Origin of the sequence: Cupriavidus nantongensis (assembly GCF_001598055.1) — a bacterium.
In the GTDB taxonomy this organism is placed as follows: Bacteria; Pseudomonadota; Gammaproteobacteria; order Burkholderiales; family Burkholderiaceae; genus Cupriavidus; species Cupriavidus nantongensis.
The window spans coordinates 2752245-2770800 of record NZ_CP014844.1 but is presented as its reverse complement, the minus strand read 5'-3'; the positions used below and the strand labels follow the sequence as shown (position 1 = coordinate 2770800).

General features: G+C 65.9%; 23 protein-coding genes. 17 read left to right on the top strand and 6 right to left on the bottom strand.

What is annotated here, in order from left to right:
• The first annotated feature begins 132 nt into the window (after nt 1-132).
• On the top strand, nt 133-1824 hold the full coding sequence (locus tag A2G96_RS12725; RefSeq protein WP_062799688.1) for a sigma-54 interaction domain-containing protein: 1692 nt from the start codon (nt 133-135) through the stop codon (nt 1822-1824).
• 35 nt (nt 1825-1859) lie between these two features.
• On the opposite strand, the gene A2G96_RS32520 is transcribed toward A2G96_RS12725, so the two are convergent.
• Nucleotides 1860-2312 (bottom strand): helix-turn-helix domain-containing protein, encoded by a 453-nt coding sequence (locus A2G96_RS32520; protein WP_167354363.1) that lies wholly within the window; start codon nt 2310-2312, stop codon nt 1860-1862.
• Nucleotides 2306-2740 carry a cupin domain-containing protein gene (locus tag A2G96_RS33865; RefSeq protein ID WP_062799684.1) on the bottom strand — a complete coding sequence of 145 codons (435 nt, stop codon included), beginning with the start codon at nt 2738-2740 and terminating at the stop codon, nt 2306-2308. Before A2G96_RS33865 ends, A2G96_RS32520 begins: the two co-directional genes overlap by 7 nt.
• A 396-nt stretch (nt 2741-3136) precedes the next feature.
• Between A2G96_RS33865 and A2G96_RS12710 the strand changes: the two genes are divergently transcribed.
• The 15 genes from A2G96_RS12710 (at nt 3137) to A2G96_RS12640 (ending at nt 13207) form a co-directional block, all read left to right on the top strand.
• The gene (locus tag A2G96_RS12710) at nt 3137-3730 is read left to right on the top strand and encodes a cytochrome P460 family protein (RefSeq protein ID WP_082818941.1); all 594 of its coding nucleotides are present in this window, start codon (nt 3137-3139) and stop codon (nt 3728-3730) included.
• Nucleotides 3731-3777: 47 nt separating this feature from the next.
• Nucleotides 3778-4356 (top strand): cytochrome P460 family protein, encoded by a 579-nt coding sequence (locus tag A2G96_RS12705; protein ID WP_062799680.1) that lies wholly within the window; start codon nt 3778-3780, stop codon nt 4354-4356.
• A 45-nt stretch (nt 4357-4401) separates the two neighbouring features.
• Complete coding sequence (msrB, locus tag A2G96_RS12700) at nt 4402-4848, top strand: peptide-methionine (R)-S-oxide reductase MsrB (protein WP_470290484.1); 447 nt, start codon at nt 4402-4404, stop codon at nt 4846-4848.
• 1 nt (nt 4849) lies between these two features.
• Nucleotides 4850-5401 (top strand): peptide-methionine (S)-S-oxide reductase MsrA, encoded by a 552-nt coding sequence (gene msrA / locus A2G96_RS12695; protein ID WP_062799678.1) that lies wholly within the window; start codon nt 4850-4852, stop codon nt 5399-5401.
• A 12-nt stretch (nt 5402-5413) separates the two neighbouring features.
• A complete protein-coding gene (gene ccmA, locus A2G96_RS12690) occupies nt 5414-6091 on the top strand; it encodes a cytochrome c biogenesis heme-transporting ATPase CcmA (RefSeq protein WP_062799676.1) in 678 nt (225 codons plus the stop codon).
• A complete protein-coding gene (ccmB, locus tag A2G96_RS12685) occupies nt 6088-6759 on the top strand; it encodes a heme exporter protein CcmB (RefSeq protein ID WP_062799674.1) in 672 nt (223 codons plus the stop codon). The genes ccmA and ccmB overlap by 4 nt, the downstream gene beginning before the upstream one ends.
• A 108-nt stretch (nt 6760-6867) precedes the next feature.
• Nucleotides 6868-7623, top strand: coding sequence for a heme ABC transporter permease (locus A2G96_RS12680; protein WP_062799672.1), 756 nt, complete (start codon nt 6868-6870; stop codon nt 7621-7623).
• Nucleotides 7620-7799 carry a heme exporter protein CcmD gene (ccmD, locus tag A2G96_RS12675; RefSeq protein WP_062799670.1) on the top strand — a complete coding sequence of 60 codons (180 nt, stop codon included), beginning with the start codon at nt 7620-7622 and terminating at the stop codon, nt 7797-7799. The genes A2G96_RS12680 and ccmD overlap by 4 nt, the downstream gene beginning before the upstream one ends.
• Nucleotides 7796-8263: a cytochrome c maturation protein CcmE gene (gene ccmE / locus A2G96_RS12670; RefSeq protein ID WP_062799668.1), complete on the top strand. Its 468-nt coding sequence runs from the start codon at nt 7796-7798 to the stop codon at nt 8261-8263. Before ccmD ends, ccmE begins: the two co-directional genes overlap by 4 nt.
• On the top strand, nt 8260-10233 hold the full coding sequence (locus A2G96_RS12665; protein WP_062799665.1) for a heme lyase CcmF/NrfE family subunit: 1974 nt from the start codon (nt 8260-8262) through the stop codon (nt 10231-10233). The genes ccmE and A2G96_RS12665 overlap by 4 nt, the downstream gene beginning before the upstream one ends.
• Nucleotides 10230-10769, top strand: a complete 540-nt coding sequence (locus A2G96_RS12660; RefSeq protein WP_062799662.1) for a DsbE family thiol:disulfide interchange protein — start codon at nt 10230-10232, stop codon at nt 10767-10769. Before A2G96_RS12665 ends, A2G96_RS12660 begins: the two co-directional genes overlap by 4 nt.
• Nucleotides 10766-11254: a cytochrome c-type biogenesis protein gene (locus tag A2G96_RS12655; RefSeq protein WP_062799660.1), complete on the top strand. Its 489-nt coding sequence runs from the start codon at nt 10766-10768 to the stop codon at nt 11252-11254. Before A2G96_RS12660 ends, A2G96_RS12655 begins: the two co-directional genes overlap by 4 nt.
• Nucleotides 11251-11751, top strand: a complete 501-nt coding sequence (ccmI, locus tag A2G96_RS12650; RefSeq protein ID WP_062799657.1) for a c-type cytochrome biogenesis protein CcmI — start codon at nt 11251-11253, stop codon at nt 11749-11751. The genes A2G96_RS12655 and ccmI overlap by 4 nt, the downstream gene beginning before the upstream one ends.
• Nucleotides 11752-11990: 239 nt before the next feature.
• Nucleotides 11991-12626: a nitroreductase family protein gene (locus A2G96_RS12645; protein ID WP_062799655.1), complete on the top strand. Its 636-nt coding sequence runs from the start codon at nt 11991-11993 to the stop codon at nt 12624-12626.
• A gap of 35 nt (nt 12627-12661) precedes the next feature.
• Nucleotides 12662-13207 (top strand): carboxymuconolactone decarboxylase family protein, encoded by a 546-nt coding sequence (locus A2G96_RS12640; RefSeq protein WP_062802164.1) that lies wholly within the window; start codon nt 12662-12664, stop codon nt 13205-13207.
• Between the two features lie 185 nt (nt 13208-13392).
• On the opposite strand, the gene A2G96_RS12635 is transcribed toward A2G96_RS12640, so the two are convergent.
• The 4 genes from A2G96_RS12635 to A2G96_RS12620 all read right to left on the bottom strand — a co-directional run bounded on the left by A2G96_RS12635 (nt 13393) and on the right by A2G96_RS12620 (nt 17431).
• Nucleotides 13393-14385 (bottom strand): Bug family tripartite tricarboxylate transporter substrate binding protein, encoded by a 993-nt coding sequence (locus A2G96_RS12635; RefSeq protein ID WP_062799653.1) that lies wholly within the window; start codon nt 14383-14385, stop codon nt 13393-13395.
• 80 nt (nt 14386-14465) lie between these two features.
• Entirely contained in the window at nt 14466-15227 is a 762-nt protein-coding gene (locus A2G96_RS12630) for an SDR family NAD(P)-dependent oxidoreductase (RefSeq protein WP_062799651.1), read from the bottom strand.
• A gap of 5 nt (nt 15228-15232) precedes the next feature.
• Nucleotides 15233-16525 (bottom strand): histidinol dehydrogenase, encoded by a 1293-nt coding sequence (gene hisD, locus A2G96_RS12625; protein WP_062799649.1) that lies wholly within the window; start codon nt 16523-16525, stop codon nt 15233-15235.
• Nucleotides 16526-16639: 114 nt separating this feature from the next.
• On the bottom strand, nt 16640-17431 hold the full coding sequence (locus A2G96_RS12620; RefSeq protein ID WP_062799647.1) for an HpcH/HpaI aldolase family protein: 792 nt from the start codon (nt 17429-17431) through the stop codon (nt 16640-16642).
• Between the two features lie 134 nt (nt 17432-17565).
• Between A2G96_RS12620 and A2G96_RS12615 the strand changes: the two genes are divergently transcribed.
• Entirely contained in the window at nt 17566-18504 is a 939-nt protein-coding gene (locus A2G96_RS12615; protein WP_062799642.1) for a LysR substrate-binding domain-containing protein, read from the top strand.
• Nucleotides 18505-18556: the final 52 nt, after the last annotated feature.

The window sequence follows — 18556 nt, the reverse complement described above, 5'->3', positions numbered from 1 at the left end:
AACCGCTTTTGACGGCGCCTGATTCAGATATGAATCAGCGGCGGGCGGGCGTGGCGGCTTTCGAACCCGCAACGACGTGGTGTAAGCTCGCCGCACGGCCCGACGGACAAGTGGCCTGGGGAAAACAAGCCAATGGTGGAGATACTGGAAGCGTTGCCGATCGGCCTGGTGTGGCTGCGCGGCGACGCCGTGGTGCTGCAGAACGCCGTCGCGCGCGATGCCGTGGGCAGACATCACGGCGAGCCGGCGCGGACGGAGGGCGAGGGCGACGGCGACGGCGACGGCGACGGCGGCCGGCAGGATGCGATGTCCTGGAGCCGTCTGTTGTCCGCGCTTCGCGCGGACCCGGCCTCCGTGCCGGACACGGTCTCGCTGTCCGGGCGGACCTATGCGGTCGGCGTGCATGCACAGGGCCAGTACACCCTCGTCATGCTGATGCCCCTTGACGGGCACGAGACCGTCTTTCCCGCGATAGACAAGCTACGCCAGCACTGTGGCGATCTGGAGGAGATCTTCCACCATTCCTTCGATGGCATCTTTGTCGCCGACGGCAATGGCGTCACCATGATGGTCAACGAGGGCTGCGAGCGGAACTACGATCTGCCGGCAGCAGACATGATTGGCCACCACGTCTCGGAGTTCGAGAAGAAGGGATGGATTCGCCCGGTGGTCGCCCAGCACGTTGCCCGAACCGGCCAGCGCATCACCACCACGCAACATACGCACACCGGCAAGACCATCATGGTCACCGGCATGCCGCTATTCGACGGCGCGGGCAAGGTACGCAAAGTCGTGATCAATTCGCGCGACACCACCGAACTGGTGCAGTTGCAGGATGCACTGGCGCAGGCCAAGGCAGACCTGCGGCGCGTGGACGAGGAGATCGAAGCGCTGCGGACACAGAACCTGAACGTCGATGGCCTGGTGATCCGCAGCGAGGCCATGCACCGGGTGGCATCGCTGGCCGTGCGCGTTGCCAAGGTCGATGCCACCGTCCTGATCACGGGCCCGTCGGGCGCAGGCAAGGACGTGATCACGCGCCTGATCCACCGCGAGAGTCCGCGCGCAGCGGGACCGCTCATCAAGATCAACTGCGGCGCGGTGCCGCGCGACCTGCTGGAATCGGAACTGTTCGGCTATGAAGCGGGCGCCTTCACCGGGGCGCAGCGGCAGGGCAAGTCGGGCCTCATCGAGCTGGCCAACCGCGGCACGCTGTTTCTCGACGAGATCGGCGACATGCCGCTGGACCTGCAGGTCAAGTTGCTGCAAGTGTTGCAGGACCGCGTGATATCGCGCCTCGGCTCGACGCGTACCGTGCCGGTCGATGTGCGCGTCGTCGCGGCCACCAATCGCGACCTCGAAGCGATGGTCCGCGAGCGCACGTTTCGCGACGACCTGTTCTACCGCCTCAATGTGGTGCCGCTGCGCGTACCGCCGCTTGCCGAGCGCAAGGACGATATCGCGCCGATGGTGTTCCAGTTCCTGCGGGAATTCAACCAGCGCTATGGCGTGAACCGCATCGTATCGGAGGAGGCAATGACATTGCTGCTGGCGTACGACTGGCCCGGCAACGTGCGCGAGCTGCGCAACGTGGTAGAGCGGCTGGTGGTGACCAGCCAGAGCGACCTTGTCGAGCCGGCGTTCCTCGACGGGGTGCTGCCGGCCGAGATCCTCGACGCCAGCACCTTTCGCCAGCGCGTCGACCGTTTCGAGCGCCGGCTCATCGAGGACGCGATGCGCAAGTACGGCAATACCCGGGAGGTCGCACGGGCGCTTGGCATCAGCCAGTCCAGCGTGGTGCGCAAGCTCAGGCGCGGCGACTGATCCCGCTCGGGGGCGCCGCGCTGTCACGAAAAAGGCTACGGGGTATGCACGCCATCGCCAGCACCGGCACCTGGATCGTCTTTGCCGGCAGCGATCGTGGCACCCCGCTCACTGCGATACCGCGAAGGGTGCGTGCCGTAGGCATCGTGGAATGCCTTCAGAAAGCTGCTGCGGCTGGTATAGCCAACGGCGCGCGCGATCTGGTCGACGGATAACTCGCCGGTCATCAGCATCGAGGCCGCCTGGCGCATGCGCAGCTTGCGCAGGACCGTCATGGGCGGCAAGCCCACCGCTTCGGCAAACCGGGCCATGAACGATGACCGGCTCAGGCACGCGGTACGGGCGAGATCGTCCACGGAATGCGGTGCACCCGGCTGTGCTGCCATCCGCGAGAAAGCACGGGCGATATTGGTGTCTCCCATCAGCGAGAACCGTTCGACCCACAGGTTGATCGAGGATAGCGAGCGCCGGAGCAATGCAATCAACACGACGAAGCGCGGAAGTAGCCGCAGATCAGCATCAGGTGCGGACCATCTTCCCCTGCGACGAAGCGCCGGATCGCGCCAGGCGGGAATACCTTCCAGCGTCCTTCCACTTCGTTGGCAACCGTGCATTCCGGACCGTCAGGCGGCACCTCGACATGGAAGTACTGATTTGGCGGCGTAATCACCAGCGTGTGTGGCGACAGCTCGATGGCGGGATGTCCTTCCAGCACCATGCGGCCATGGCCAGACAGGTTGTAATGTATTCCGGGAGCCGAAGTGCCTCCCAGGTTCAGGCGCCAACCGGGGCTGACCAGGCACTCGGTCAGGCGGACGAATTCCACAGTCAGTACTGATAGCAGGCTATCGAGTTCGGCGTCCGAAATCCGCGCCATCGGCTGATCGCGATGGTGGTGTGCGGCACGCTTGTTCATGTAACACCCTTCGAATCCAAAGCCGCCGTTCCAGCGGCCTTCCAACGGCCCCGATCCCGTGCACGACGTGAAGCCAGGCATGGGCTGGGCGCCAGGGCGCGATGCAGCAGGATGCATCAGGGCGCCTGATCTCGCCGGCACGTTTGCGGGGAATAGCCTCTGAGTGTAGGTCAACTCCCCGCACCGCGCGTCCGGATATGGATCGATATCGTCCAATTCTCGTCCGATTCGTTTTGCCCCCGGATTATCGGGAATGCATGAACGCCAGGGCCCAATGGAAAGCGCCATTCGAATATCTGGACGAATCAGAACACTTTCGAGACCACCGAGCACGCGTGCAACGCTAGCATGAAGCCCATAACGATTCGTCATTCATCGCGAGAGAGGAGAGGGGAAATGCGTATTCCGGTAATGATTGCCTCGGTAGTTTCAAGCGCGCTTGTCATGGCGGCCGCGTTCGCCCAGCCGGCCAATGACGGCGGCGAGCAGACGAGAAAGCGCTATCTGCCCGAATATACGAAGTCCGGCGAGCTGATCCTGCCCAAGAACTACCATGAGTGGGTGTATGTCGGCTCGCCGCTCACGCCCAATGCGCTCAATGGCGGCAAGGCGAATTTCCCGGAATTCCACAACGTCTACATCGAACCCGGTTCATACGCGATTTACAAGAAGACCGGCGAATTTCCCGAAGGAACGATCTTCTTCAAGGAGTTGCAGCTGGTGCTCCCGGCCCAACACCCCGATGGATCGCGCACGGAGGCATCCGGCCGCGGCTACTTCCCCGGAAAGTGGAACGGCGCCGATGTGACTGTCAAGGATTCCAAGCGCTTTGCCGCCACCGGAGGCTGGGGCTATTTCAACTTCAATCACCACGAGCCGAAGGCCGCGACCGCCAAGGTGAAGGCCAATGACGAATGCGCGTTCTGCCACCGCGCCAGCGCCAAGAAAGACGACGTCTGGACCCAGTTTTATCCGTTGCTGGACAACTGAAAGCATCCATGATCGCTCCCGGTTCACCAACACGAGGAAACCGTGCCATGAGATTCATCGTTGCCGTGGGTGCAGCCCTCGCAGGATTGTCCATGGGCGGCGGCGCCACGGCCGCCGGACAGACCCATACGCGCTCGCAGTATGGCGCGACGACGGCCGCCGTTGTCGATAGCAAGGGAAACATGCAGGTGCCGGCCGACTATCGGACCCGCTATCAGATGCTCGGCACCTGGGCCATCGCGGCAGACAAGGGCGCCGGCGCCAAGGAAATGCACGTCGTCTATGCCTCGCCCGGAACCATCGGCGCCTATCGCAAGACGGGGCACTTTCCAGACGGCACTGTTCTCGTCAAGGAGGTGTTCAAGACGAACACCAAACCAATGACAACCGGCACCGTCAGCAGTGCTTCCACGCTCGATGGCTGGTTTGTGATGGTGAAAGACGACGTCGGCCGCTTTCCCACGAACAAGCTTTGGGGCGACGGCTGGGGCTGGGCCTGGTTCGCCGCCAGCGATGCCCGAAAGACGACATCCACGGACTTCAGGAAAGGCTGCCAGTCCTGCCATGTGCCGGCCAAGGCGTCCGACTGGATCTACACCGATGGTTATCCGCCCCTGCGCCGATAGCCGGGGCATTGCGCGCCCGGCTCTCATGCCACGTACTGGAGGCCAATGATGAAGTATGCGAAGTCACAGAAGGCGATCGATCAATTGACGCCCGAGCAGCGCCGCGTCACCCAGCAAGCCGGCACGGAGCGCCCGTTCTCCGGCAAATACAACCACCATACGGAGCCGGGCATCTACGTCGATGTCGTATCGGGCGAGCCGCTCTTTGCGTCGTCAGACAAGTTCGACTCCGGCTGCGGTTGGCCCAGTTTCACCAAGCCTCTCGTTCCCAGCCACGTCCACGCGCTGCGCGACACCTCTCATGGCCTCGTCAGGACCGAGGTGAGATCGGCTCATGGCGACAGCCACCTTGGACACGTCTTTCCTGATGGTCCGCCCGATCGCGGCGGCCTGCGCTACTGCATCAATTCCGCCTCGCTTCGGTTCATCCATCGTGACAACATGGAGCGCGAAGGCTACGGCGAGTATCTCGATCAGGTCGAGGAGGTCTGACATGTATCAGCGCGCTGTACTTGCTGGAGGATGCTTCTGGGGCATGCAGGACCTGATCCGCAGGCTGCATGGTGTGGTTTCGACGCGCGTGGGCTATACCGGCGGCGACACGCCAAACGCCACGTACCGCGACCATGGCAGCCATGCGGAAGGGATCGAGATCATCTTCGATCCAACACGGACGAGCTACCGGCGCCTCCTCGAATACTTCTTCCAGATCCACGATCCGACGACGCTGAACCGTCAGGGTGGGGACGTTGGCAGCTCATACCGCTCGGCAATCTACTATGTCGACGCGGAACAGAGGCGCATTGCCAACGACACCATCGCCGACATCGACGCGTCCGGGCTATGGAACGGCAAGGTCGTGACCGAGGTTGCGCCGGTCGGCGACTTCTGGGAAGCCGAGCCGGAGCATCAGGATTATCTCCAGAAGCGGCCAGGAGGCTATACCTGCCACTTTCCCCGCGCAGAATGGGTGCTTCCCGCGCGGGGCCCCGCGGACGCGCCCACGGCAAGTCCCGGCCGTGCGGGTATGGACGCCCCGTTATAGAAGCGGTAGGCCATGCACGAACCTGCTGGTTCGCCGGGTGCCCGGCGCGCAGCCGCTCGTCCGGTGCTCGATGCGGTGGGACTTTGCTGTGAACGGGGCGAGCGCCGGCTGTTCATGGGCGTGAGCTTCCGGCTGCAGGCCGGCGACATGCTGCAGATCCGCGGACCCAACGGCAGTGGCAAAAGCAGCCTGCTGCGGCTGCTGTGCGGCCTGGCCCAACCGGCCGCCGGACATGTCGACCTGTTCGGCCGGGCGCTGGTACAGCAGCGCGGCGCCCTGGCTTCCCGGCTGCTATGGATCGGCCATGCTGCCGGCGTCAAGGCCCTGCTGACCGTCGAGGAGAACCTGGCGTGGCTGGGCGCGCTGCACACGCCCGGCGCCTGCGCTGCGATCGGGCCGGCAGTGGCGGCGGTGGGCTTGCGCGGCTTCGAGGACACGCCGTGTCATGCGCTATCGGCTGGACAGCAGCGCCGCATTGCATTGGCGCGGCTGTACCTGCCCGGTACGCCGCCGCTGTGGCTGCTGGACGAACCTTTCACGGCGCTCGACAGGGCGGGGGCAGCGCAACTGGAAGTCCACCTGGCTGCGCATTGCGCGCGCGGCGGCACGGTGGTGCTGACCACGCACCACGACCTGACCAGACGGGCGCAAGCCTATACCGATCTCGACCTGGGGCAGTACGTCGCGTGAACACCGTCTTCATCTCCGTATTCCAAAGCGAGCTTCGCCTGCTATGCCGCCGCCCCGCCGAACTGGCCAACCCCCTGGCGTTTTTCTCCGTTGTCGTCAGCCTGTTTCCACTGGCGCTCGGGCCGCAATCCCGGTTCCTGCAACAGGCCGCGCCGGGGTTGCTGTGGGTGGCGGCGCTGCTGGCCGTGCTGCTCTCGCTGGACAGCCTGTTCCGGGCCGATTTCGAGGACGGCTCGCTGGAGCAGTGGGTGCTTTCCTCCCATCCGTTGGCGGTGCTGGCACTGGCCAAGGTATCGGCGCACTGGCTTTGCAGCGGCCTTGCGCTGGTAGTACTGGCCCCGCTGCTGGCCCTGATGCTCGGCCTGCCAGTCCAATGCCTGCCGGTGCTGGTGCTGTCGCTGTTGCTGGGCACGCCGGTGTTGAGCCTGCTCGGCGCGGTAGGGGCGGCCCTCACCGTCGGGTTGCGGCGCGGCGGGCTATTGCTGGCCTTGCTGATCCTGCCGCTTTACATCCCGGTGCTGATCCTGGGCAGCGGGGCGCTGCAGTCCGCCTTGCAGGACTTGTCCGTGGCGGGACACCTGTGGTGGCTGGCCTGCCTGGCCGTACTGGCCATCACGCTGTCGCCGCTTGCCGTCGCCGCGGGGTTGTCCATCAGCGTCGCCGAATGACGGGCGGAACGGCACGAGCCAAACGACAGGCCGAACGACACGCCGCCTGCGGCGTTGCGATCACGACATCCCGATGACATCCCCATGACATCCCGACGAACGACTCGAATGAACTGGACCTGGTTGCACAAATGGAGCTCGCCCAAGTGGTTCTACGAGATGAGCGGCAAATGCCTGCCCTGGCTATCCGGCGCCAGCGCGCTACTGCTGGCCGTTGGCCTGGCATGGGGCCTGGTATTCGCGTCGCCGGACTACCAGCAGGGCAACAGTTTCCGCATCATCTATCTGCACGTGCCCGCGGCGCTGCTGGCCCAGTCCATCTACATCCTGCTGGCGGCGGCGGGTTTCCTCGGCCTGGTCTGGCGTGTGAAGCTGGCCGACGTGGCGCTGCGGCAGGCCGCGCCCATCGGCGCCTGGATCACCGTCATCGCGCTGACCTCCGGCGCCATCTGGGGCAAGCCTACCTGGGGCACGTATTGGGTGTGGGACGCGCGCCTGACCTCCATGCTGGTTCTGCTGTTCCTGTATATGGGCGTGATCGCGCTGGGCCAGGCGGTAGCCAATCGCGATAGCGCGGCCCGTGCTTGTGCGGTGCTGGCGGTGGTGGGTGTCGTCAACATCCCGATCATCAAGTATTCGGTCGAATGGTGGAACACCCTGCACCAGCCGGCCACCTTCTCGCTGGCGCACAAGCCCGCCATGCCGGCACAGATGTGGCTGCCGCTGCTATTGGCCGTACTGGGTTTCTACTGCTTCTTCGGGGCGGTGCTGTTCGCGCGCATGCGCCTGGAGGTGCTGCGGCGCGAAGCCGGCAGCCGCTGGGTCGACGTCGAGATCGACCGGCTGCTCGAGGACCGGACATGACTGCCTTTGCCTCGTTCGCCGATTTCGTCGCCATGGGCCACCATGGTGCCTACGTCTGGACCGCGTATGGCGTCGGCCTGCTGCTGATGGCCCTGAACGCGGTGTTGCCCCTGGCGGCGCGCCGACGCTACCTGAACGAGCAGGCGCGCCGACGGCGCAGGAAGGGGCAGCCATGACGCCCGCCCGCAAGAAGCGCGTGTACTGGATACTGGCCCTGGTATTCGGCTGCGGCACCGCCGCGGCGTTGGCCCTGACCGCGCTGCAAGAGAACATCAGCCTGTTCTTCACCCCGAGCCAGATCGCCGCTGGCAAGGCGCCTGCGGGTACGCGCATCCGCGCCGGCGGCCTGGTGGAGATCGGATCGCTGGAACGTACGCCAGACTCGCTGGCGGTGCGATTCAGCGTCACCGACGGGGCGCGCAGCATCGCCGTACGCTACCGCGGCATCCTGCCCGACCTGTTTCGCGAGGGGCAGGGCATTGTCGCGTTGGGCAGGCTCGATGCGGTCGGCACGCTGCACGCCGACGAGGTTTTGGCCAAGCACGATGAGAACTACATGCCGCCGGAAGCCATGCATGCGCTACGGCAGGCGAATGGGCGCGGCCTCCTGCGCGATACCAGCCAGGAGCCATATCGATGATTCCCGAACTCGGACTGCTGGCCCTCATCCTGGCGCTATGCCTGGCCCTGGTGCAAGCCAGCATCCCGCTTGCCGGCGCCCGGCGCGGAGACCGGCTGTGGATGGGGCTGGCGAGGCCGGCTGCGTGGGGACAACTCACGTTCCTGGCGTTCGCATTCACCTGCCTGGCCCATGGTTTCCTGACCGACGACTTCTCGGTCAGGTATGTGGCGGAGAACTCCAACAGCATGCTGCCCTGGTACTACAAGTTCAGCGCGGTCTGGGCCGCGCATGAAGGCTCGCTGCTGCTGTGGGCGCTGATATTGTCGGGCTGGACAACTGCCGTCTCGCTTGGCGCCCGGCAGTTGCCGGAGGCGATGCTGGCGCGGGTCCTCGCCGTCATGGGCATGCTCAGCACGGGTTTCCTGCTATTGCTGGTCGCCACCTCGAATCCGTTCGCCCGCTTGCTGCCCAATGTCCCCATCGACGGCCGCGACCTCAATCCGCTGTTGCAGGACATCGGGCTGATCGTCCATCCGCCCATGCTGTACATGGGCTACGTCGGTTTCTCGGTGGCCTTCGCCTTCGCCATCGCGGCACTGATGGACGGCAGGCTCGACGCTGCCTGGGCGCGCTGGTCGCGACCCTGGACAACCGCCGCCTGGGCCCTTCTTGGGCTGGGCATCGCCCTCGGGTCATGGTGGGCCTATTCCGAACTGGGTTGGGGGAGCTGGTGGTTCTGGGACCCAGTCGAGAACGCATCGCTCATGCCGTGGCTGGTGGGGGCCGCGTTGATCCACTCGCTGGCGGCAACCGAGAAGCGCGGGGTATTCAAGAGCTGGACCGTCCTGCTTGCCATCGCCGCGTTCTCGCTCAGCCTGCTGGGCACCTTCCTGGTCCGCTCCGGCGTGCTGACCTCGGTGCACGCCTTCGCCACCGATCCGGCGCGTGGCGTGGTGGCGCTGGCATTCCTGCTCACGATAGTCGGCGGCTCGCTCGCGCTGTTCGCGTTGCGGGCGCCCACCGTCAGGAGCCGGGCCGCCTTCGGAGTCTGGTCGCGTGAAACGCTGCTGCTGGTGAACAACGTGTTGCTGTCGGTCGCGGCGGCCATGATCCTGCTGGGCACGCTTTACCCCTTGATCCTCGACGCGTTGACCGGCGCCAAGCTGTCGGTCGGCCCGCCGTACTTCAATGCCATGTTCGTGCCGCTGATGGCGCTGCTGATGGCTACGACCGCGGTCGGCATGCTGGCGCGCTGGAAAGGCACGCCGGTGCGCTGGCTGGCGCGCATGCTGGCCCCGGCGCTGGCGGCAAGCCTGCTTGCCGGACTCGCCTCGGCCACCCTGCACGCGGCGTCACCGTGGGCGGCGGCAACGGGTTCCGTGCTGGCCGTGTGGATGCTGTCGGCGGGCCTGCGCGACATTGCCGACAAGACGCGCCACACCGGACGCATCAAGGGGCTGCCGGGCTTGGGCCGCAGCTATTGGGGCATGCAACTCGGCCATCTCGGCTTCGCCGTGTCCGCCCTCGGCATCGTGCTGACCAGCGCTGGCAGTCTCGAGCGGGAGCTGCGCATGGCGCCCGGCACAGCCGTCGAACTGGGCGGCTATCGATTCGTGTTCGAGGGGACGGCCCGACTTCTGGGACCCAACTACGCCAGCGATCGCGCCAGTGTACGGGTCACCCGCGCCGGCCGCGAGGTCGCCTCGCTGCACCCGGAGAAGCGCTTCTATCCGGTCCAGCAGGCCACCATGACAGAGGCCGGCATCCAGGGCGGGTTCACGCGCGACCTGTTCGTGGCACTGGGAGAGCCGCTGGCCGGCGGCGCATGGGCGGTCCGCGTGCAGGTCAAGCCGTTCGTGCGCTGGATCTGGCTGGGCGCGCTGATGATGGCCCTGGGCGGTCTGCTGGCGGCGACCGACCGGCGCTACCGCGCGCGGCGCCTCCAGCCGGCCGCCGTGGCCATCGGCATCGCCGGAGCACGGCCGTGAAGCGACTGCTGTTGCTGCTGCCGCTGGCCTTGTTCCTGTTCATCGCGGTACTGCTGTACCGCGGGCTGTTCCTCGATCCAACGCGGCTGCCGTCCGCGCTGATCGGCAAGCCTTTTCCCGCCTTCGCACTCCCGGCGCTGGACCAGCCATCGCACGTGCTGACACGCACCGACTTGCAAGGGCGGCCAGCACTGGTCAACGTGTGGGCGACATGGTGTCCATCCTGCCGCCAGGAGCACCCGGTGCTGACCACGCTGGCAGGGCAGGGCGTGGTCATCTACGGGGTCAACTACAAGGACGACCGCGACGCGGCGCGGCACTGGCTACGCACCTTGCACAATCCGTATCGGCTGACCATCGAAGATGCGGCCGGTACGCTGGGCCTGGACCTCGGCGTGTATGGCGCCCCGGAAACCTTCGTCATCGACGCCCGGGGCATCATCCGGGACCGGTACGTTGGCATCCTCGATGAGCGTGTCTGGCGCGAAAGGCTGGCGCCCCTGTACCGCAAGCTGCTAGGAGAGGCGTCGTCATGAGGCGATGGACGGTGTCGGTCGTTCTAAGTCTTGCAATCCTCGGCGCCAGTCAGGCCGCCATCGACCCTCGGGAATTCGCCGACGACCCGCTGCGGCAACGCTATCAGCACCTCGCCGCGGTACTGCGCTGCCCGAAGTGCCAGAACCAGAATATCGCGGAGTCGAATTCCCCCATCGCCGCTGACCTGCGTGGCGAGATCCGGCGCATGCTGACGGAAGGGCACAGCGACCAGCACATTGTCGACTTCATGGTCGCGCGCTATGGCGAATTCGTACTGTACGACCCGCCGCTGTCGACGCGCACGGCGCTGTTGTGGTTCGGCCCGGCCGCATTGCTGCTGGCCGCCGGCGTGGCCGTGGTCGTCATCGTCGCGGGGCGGCGCCGCACCCCTTCCCGTACCGCGAGCGCATTGTCCGATGTCGAGCGGCATCGCCTGGCCCGCTTGCTGCGGGACGCAGGCCCATCTGCCGAGGATGCATCATGATTACCTTCTGGCTCTGCGCCGGGCTGCTGTGCGTGGCAGCCCTGGCCTTCGTCCTCGTGCCCCTGCTGGGCACCGCCCGCAAACAGCGCGATACCCATCGCCTCAGTGTCAATGTGAGCCTGTACCGCGAACGTGTACGCGAACTGCGGATGCAGCACGGGCGCGGCACACTGGATGCGGCGCGCTTCGAGGCCGGGCGCGTCGAGGCGGCCCGCGACCTGCTGGACGATACGCAGGATCCCCGCCCTGTCATGGAAGCGCCCCTGGGGCGCGCCGTTCCTCTGCTCATGGCGCTGTCAGTGCCGCTGCTGGCGCTGCTGCTGTACATGCATTGGGGCTCGCCGACGCCGCGCGCAATGGCGCGCCAACCTGCCGGCGAGGCAGCGCGGCACGTCGCCTTGCCAGAGCCGCTCACGGGCCGCGCCGAAATTGTCGTCCATCCCGCATCCGGCCGCGCATCCACCGAACCGAAAGCCGTGGAAAAGGCACCGCTGTGAACAGGACTTCCATCGCTGCCAGTTCAGGCCTCGATTCAGGCCCGGTGGTTCCTCGTTCCTGGTTCCTGGCTCCTGGTTCTTGGTACACACAGGAAGCGGAAGTCTTGGTTCTTCAATTCGCGTCATGCGCAGTACAGAATCCGCAGGCGATCCGGACCGCCTGCAGCAAGCCGCCTCACCCAGTGCCTCACCTCAGCCGCGCCTGAGTTCCAACTCGTCGCACACCCACAGGATTGATCATGACCAAGGGGACCACCATGACCAACGCCGTCATCGACTGCATTCTGAGCCGTACCGCCACCAAGTATTACGACCGCGCCGCCATTCTGAGCGACGACCAGATTCGGGAACTGGTGCGAATCGGCACCACCGCACCGACATCCTTTCACATGCAGAACTGGCGCTTCATCGCCGTGCGCACGCGTGAAGCCAAGGCTCGGCTCAGCCCGATCGCCTGGAGCCAGCCCGCCGTCACCGATGCCGCCGTTACCTTCATCGTCTGCGGCCAGCTGGCCGATTCGAGCGTCATACCCGAGCGCCTGGCGCCATTGGTGGAAGCGGGAGTCATGCCCGCCGCCATGGTGCCGGAATGGGAAAACCCCGCACGCGACCTGTACATGGACTACCCGCAGCGCCAGCGCGACGAGGCTGTGCGTACCGGCACCTTCGGCGCGGCGGCAATGATCTATGCGGCCCGCTCGATGGGACTGGGTTCGACGCCGATGATCGGCTTCGATGCCGATGCGGTTCACCGCGAGTTCGGGCTGGGGGAGAACGAAGTACCGGTCATGCTGTTGTCCATCGGGGCAGAGCGTCCGGGTAACTGGGCACAGAAGCCGCGCCGTCCCGTGGCCGATGTGCTGGATTTCGTATGAGCATGGACCAGACCAAGACCCTGACGGAGATCGCAATGCCAAGAACTGCTGCCTTGAAGCCGGACCAAGTCCCCGCCGAATCGAAACCGACGCTCGATGCGTTCACCAAGAATATCGGGTTCACCCCGAACATGATGGCGACCTTTGCACAGAGCCCGATCGCCTTCAACGCATGGGCTGCCTTGCTGGGCGCCTTGAGCAAGGCGCTCGACGTGAAAACGCGCGACAGCATCGGCCTCGCGGTCTCCGAGGTGAATGGCTGCAACTACTGCCTGACCGTTCACAGCTTCACGGCGCAGCATATGGCCAGGCTGCCTGCCGATGACATCATTCTCGCCCGGAAAGGCCATGCCAGCGACCCCAGGCGCGATGCCGCGATCCAGTTTGCGCGCAAGGTCGTCGAGGCGCGAGGCAATGTCAGCGATGACGACCTGCGCGCCGTCCGCGATGCTGGCTACACCGATGCGAACGTGATGGAGATCATCGCGCTGGTAGCGATGTACTCCCTGACGAACTTCCTCAACAACGTGTTCGATCCCGAGAAGGACTTTCCTCCCGTCGCGCCGGCTGGCGCGATCTGACGGGTGTCCGCTCGCATCGGGCATCTTCCGGCGGTGAAGCCGGATGGGCGCCGATGCGAGCGGGCATGCGGCGGGAAGTCCGTACTTTCCACAACGAAGACCTCCACTATGCAAGCGACTCAGGCGAGGCGTCGAGGGAGGGGGACCATGGCTACCGGCCCGCTCCCTAGACGCCCCGCGCCGCCTTACTCCGGCATCACCCCCGCCGCCTGGATGATCTTGCCCCACTTGGCCACTTCCGCCCGCTGGAACGCCGTGAACCCCGCGGAGGTCTTGCCCGACGGCTCCACGCCCAGCCCACGCAGCCGCTGCTGTACCGCCGGCGTGGCCACCACCGCTGCGATCTCGTTCGCCAGCCGGTCCACGATGGGCTTGGGCGTTCCCGCCGGCGCGAAGATGCCCTGCCACGACTGCATCTCGAAGCCCTTCAGCCCCTGGTCTGCGAGGGGTTTTACGCCGGGCAGGCTCGGCAGTGCATGGGTCGAGGTCACGCCGATCGCGCGTACCCGCTTGGCATCCAGCATCGGCTTGGCCGCCGCCACCGTCTCGAAGACGAGGTCGATCTGCCCGCCGATCAGGTCGGTCATCGCCGCGGCGCCGCCCTTGTAAGAGATCTGCTGCAATTGCGTGCCGGTGATGCTCTGGAACAGCTGGCCCGACAGCTGTTGCGAGCTGCCCGGACCTGCCGTGCCGAAGGTCAGGCCGCCGGGTTTGGCCTTCAGTGCGGCGATGATCTGGTCCAGCGACTGGTATTGGCTCTCGTTCGATACCACCAGCACGTTGCTGACCGTACCCACCAGGTTCACCGCCACGAAGTCCTTGATCGGGTCATAGCCCAGTTTCTTGTAGAAGAACGGATTGACGGCGTGGGTGGTGATCGTGCCGCCCATGACCGTGTAACCGTCCGGCTCGGCGCGCGCCACGGCCTGCGTGCCGAGAATGCCGGATACGCCTGGCTTGTTCTCGATCACCACGGGCTGTCCCAGCCGTTGCGACAGTCCCTCGGCAATGATGCGCGCGGTGGCATCCGACACGCCGCCGGGCGAGAACGGCACCACGTACTTGATCGGCTTGCTGGGCCAGGATTCCGCGGAAGCCGTCATGGCCAGCGCCATGCCGGTGACCAGCAGGCCGGCGCGAAGCGCGGTTTGCAGTGCGGTGCGATAGATCGATTTCATTGTTCTGTCTCCATGTTTGTGCTTCTGATGCTTGCTTCCGTTGCCCCGTACCGTCGGCACTGGGGCAGGACCGATGCCGCCTAATGCAGCGGACGCCCGCCATCGACGGGAATTGCCACGCCGGTGGTGAATGGCATCGCACCGGCTACGGCCAGCACGGTGGTGGCGACTTCGTCCGGACTGGCAAGGCGTCCAAGCGGCGTGAGGCGGGCCTGCGTATTGCGCCACTCCGGCTCCATCGACTGCACGAAGTCCGTATCCACCAGTCCGGGCGACACCGATACCACACGGATGCGCGGCGCCAGCGCCCGGGCCAGCGACGCCGTCAGGTTGTCCAGCGCGGCCTTGGAGGCGCAGTAGGCGATATTGCTGCCCATCGCGGTCCGCGCCGCCACCGACGAGATATTGACCACCACGGCGCTTTCCGACCCGTCGAGCAATGGCCGGAACGCCCGCACCATGGCGATCGGGCCGCGCACGTTGGTCGCCAGCACCGTGTCGATCAGGGCGTCGTCAAGGGCGTCAAGGTCGTCGTGTGGCACGAAACGGGTAGTGCCCGCGCAATTGACCAGGACATCGACCCGGCCACACGCCTGCTTGACGGTGGCCGCCGCCTGTCGCAATGCGGCGCTGTCCGTCACCGGCATGGCTACCGCGGCGTGCCGCGCGCCCGCGTGGGCGGGCAGGGCGCGCACCAGGGCCTGTGCCGCCTCGCCAGAGCGGTGATATCCCGCCACCACGGCCGCGCCGCCTTGCGCAAAGGCGTGGCAAATCGCCTTGCCCAGTCCGCCCGTGGCGCCGGTCACCACCACCACCTTGCCTTCGAAGTGCAGCGTGCCCATGGCGCTCAGGCCGCCTTGCGCGACTTGCCGTAGCGGCGAACGCGGATATCCGCCTGCTCCTTGTGCCCGGCGAATCCTTCGAGCGCGCAAAGCCGGGAGCAGTACTCACCGATCATCGCCGAGGCCTCGTCGGTCGTCACGCGCTGGTAGGTACAGGTCTTGATGAACTTGCCGACCCACAGGCCGCCGGTATAGCGCGCCGCCTTGGTAGTGGGCAAGGTGTGGTTGGTGCCAATGACCTTGTCGCCGTACGAGACGTTGGTGCGCGCGCCCAGGAACAGTGCGCCGTAGTTCGTCATGTGCTGCAGGAAATAGTCCGGATCGCGCGTCATCACCTGCACGTGCTCGGAGGCGATGCGGTCGGCTTCCGCCACCATCTCCTCGTACGAATCGCACAGGATGATCTCGCCGTATTCCTCCCATGCCACGCGGGCAATCGGCGCGGTGGGCAGGATCGCCAACTGCCGCTCGATCTCGGCCGGCACGGCTTCCGCCAGGGCGCGCGAATTGGTCAGCAGGATGGCCGGCGAGTTGGGACCATGCTCTGCCTGGCCCAGCAGGTCGGCCACGGCAAGCTCGGCGTCGCAGGTATCGTCGGCGATGATCAGCGTCTCGGTTGGCCCCGCCAGCAGGTCGATGCCCACGCGGCCAAATAGCTGGCGCTTGGCTTCCGCGACATAGGCGTTGCCCGGTCCGACGATCATGTCCACCGGCGCGATGTGCTCGGTGCCGAGCGCCATCGCGGCGATGGCCTGCACGCCGCCCATGCAGTAGATCTCATCGGCCCCGGCCAGATGCATGGCGGCCACGATGGCGGGCGCCGGCTTGCCGTCGAACGGCGGGGCCGCGGCGATTACGCGCTTCACGCCCGCTACCTTCGCGGTCAGCACGCTCATATGCGCCGACGCGACCAGCGGATACTTGCCGCCCGGGATATAGCAGCCGACGCTGTTGACCGGCAGGTTGCGGTGCCCGAGCACCACGCCCGGCAAGGTCTCGACTTCGACATCCCGCATCGAGTCCTTCTGGATCTGGGCGAAGCGCCGGATCTGCTCCTGTGCAAAGCGGATATCGGCCAGCACCTCGGGCGACAGCGAAGCCACGCAGGCCTCGATCTCTTCCTGCGACAGCCGGAAGCTGGCGGGCTGCCAGTTGTCAAAGCGGGCCGAGTATTCGCGCACGGCGGCGTCGCCCCGTTCGGCAATCTGCGCGAGGATGGCGGAAACGGTGTCGCGCACCTGCGCCTGGATCTCCGCCTTTACCTCCTGCGGCTTGGATGTCTTCAGATACTGGGCCATGCAAATCTCCTGGATCGGTTTGCTTGCCGCGCATCGCGCCGGGACGCACCGCGTCCAGGCCGCCCGCAGCGGTCCTCTTGTCATACAAAAAAAAAGTTTGGCAGCGCCTGTGGCCTAGTAGCGCAGCGCTGGCGGCGACGCATCCCGGCCGCCCTGTGCCGCCTGCCGGAACGCCTGTGTGATCAGGCTGGTGGCCACCGTGGCGAAATACCGCGCACCGAAGCCGCCGTATTGGGCTTCGTCTTCCGGGGTGAGCGCGATGATGCCGGGACATTTGCCCGCGCCGTGCACCGCACGCAGCGCGTGCTCGATGGCCACGGCAACGGCGGGCGCCTTCCAGTCGTTGCCATGGCCCATCGCATGCGCCAGGTCGTTGGGCCCGACGAACACCGCCTCGACGCCGTCGACCGCCGCAATCTCGCCGGCATTGACGACACCCTCCGGCGTCTCGATCATCGGGATCAGCGTTACCCCTTCGTTGCTTCGCTGGATATGGCTGGCGCCGGGAAAGGCGCCGTAGCCGGCGGCCCGGCCGCTGAAGGCACTGCCCCGCCGTCCCAGCACGGGATAGCGCACGCGGTTGACCAGATCGCGCGCCTGGTCGGCCGTCTCTACCATCGGCACCTGCACGGCGCTGGCTCCCATGTCCAGCACGCGCGGAATGTCCTCGGCAAAGCAGCGCACTACCGGAACGATGCCGCTCGCCCGGGCGGCGCGCAGCATATGCTCGGTGGTTTCGAAGTCGGCGGCGCCATGCTCGTTGTCGATGATCACGAATGTGAAGCCGGCATAGGCACACATCTCCACGATCGCCGGGCTGGGCAGCGCGGAAAAAATGCCGCGCAGTGGCTCGCCGCTACGCAGCAGCGCGGGCAACCGCGTGTCGATGGGGTGCTGGATCGTCATGTGTCTCCTGCCTTGTTATCGGTGTCGCCATGGGCGTGGCGGGGGGCCAGGGTGTGGCGGGTGAAGACATTCTCGGACGTCCCGAGTTATATTGCCAATACTGGTTTTGTATTGGAATTATATAAACCCTGTATATGTATACCCCGCTCGAACTCCGCGTGCTGACGTCGTTCCTGGTACTGGCCGAGGAACTGAATTTCACGCGCGCCGCCCAACGGCTCAACATGACGCAGCCCCCGCTGAGCCTGCAGATCAAGCAGCTCGAAGCGCAGGTCGGCGCGCAACTGTTCGAACGCTCCAAGCGAAGCGTGCGGCTGACCCCGGCGGGTCACGTATTGCGCAAGGAAGCCCAGAAGCTCTTCGATATCGAGCATCGGGCGCGGCAGATGGTGGGGCAGGCGGGCCGGGGAGAAGATGTCGGACACCTCGGCATCGGCTTGACGGCGATCTCGGCGATCGAGCTGGTGCCCGACATGCTTCGCCACTTCTCCGCCCGCGTGCCGGGCGTGCTGTACTCGCTGCGCGAAGTCAGCTCCGAGGTCATGGTCGAGTCGCTGCTGCGCAACGAATTGGATGTGGCGATCCTGCGGCCGCCGGTGACGGACCCGCGGCTACAGGCGCGCCGGCTGATGTCCGAACCCTATGTGCTGGCCGTGCCGCAACACCACCCGCTGGTCGGCCGGGAACGGGTGCGGGCACGCGACCTCAACGGCGAAAGCCTCGCCACCCTCGAACGGCGCCACGGCCAGTATGCGCATGACCTGATGATGAGCTGGCTGGCCGAACACAACGTCGTGCCGTCGCGCATCCACGATGCCGCCCGCCATCACGCCGTGATGTCGATGGTGGCGGCCGGCATCGCGGTCGCGCTCGTGCCGGCGTCCGCCGCGGCGCAACCGGTCAAGGGGGCGGTCTATCGCCGCCTCGCGGACCGCGACGTGCCCGCGCTGGAACTGTGGATCGCCTTCCACAAGGAGATCGGCAATCCCCTGACCTTGCCGTTCGTGGAGCAGGCGGTGGACAGTGCGGCGAAGTATCGGTTGGACGAGGGTTGTTTCGGCGCGGGCGGCTGACCGGGCTGCGGGCCGCCCCCGACTGCTACGATAGCTGCGATAGCTGCGATAG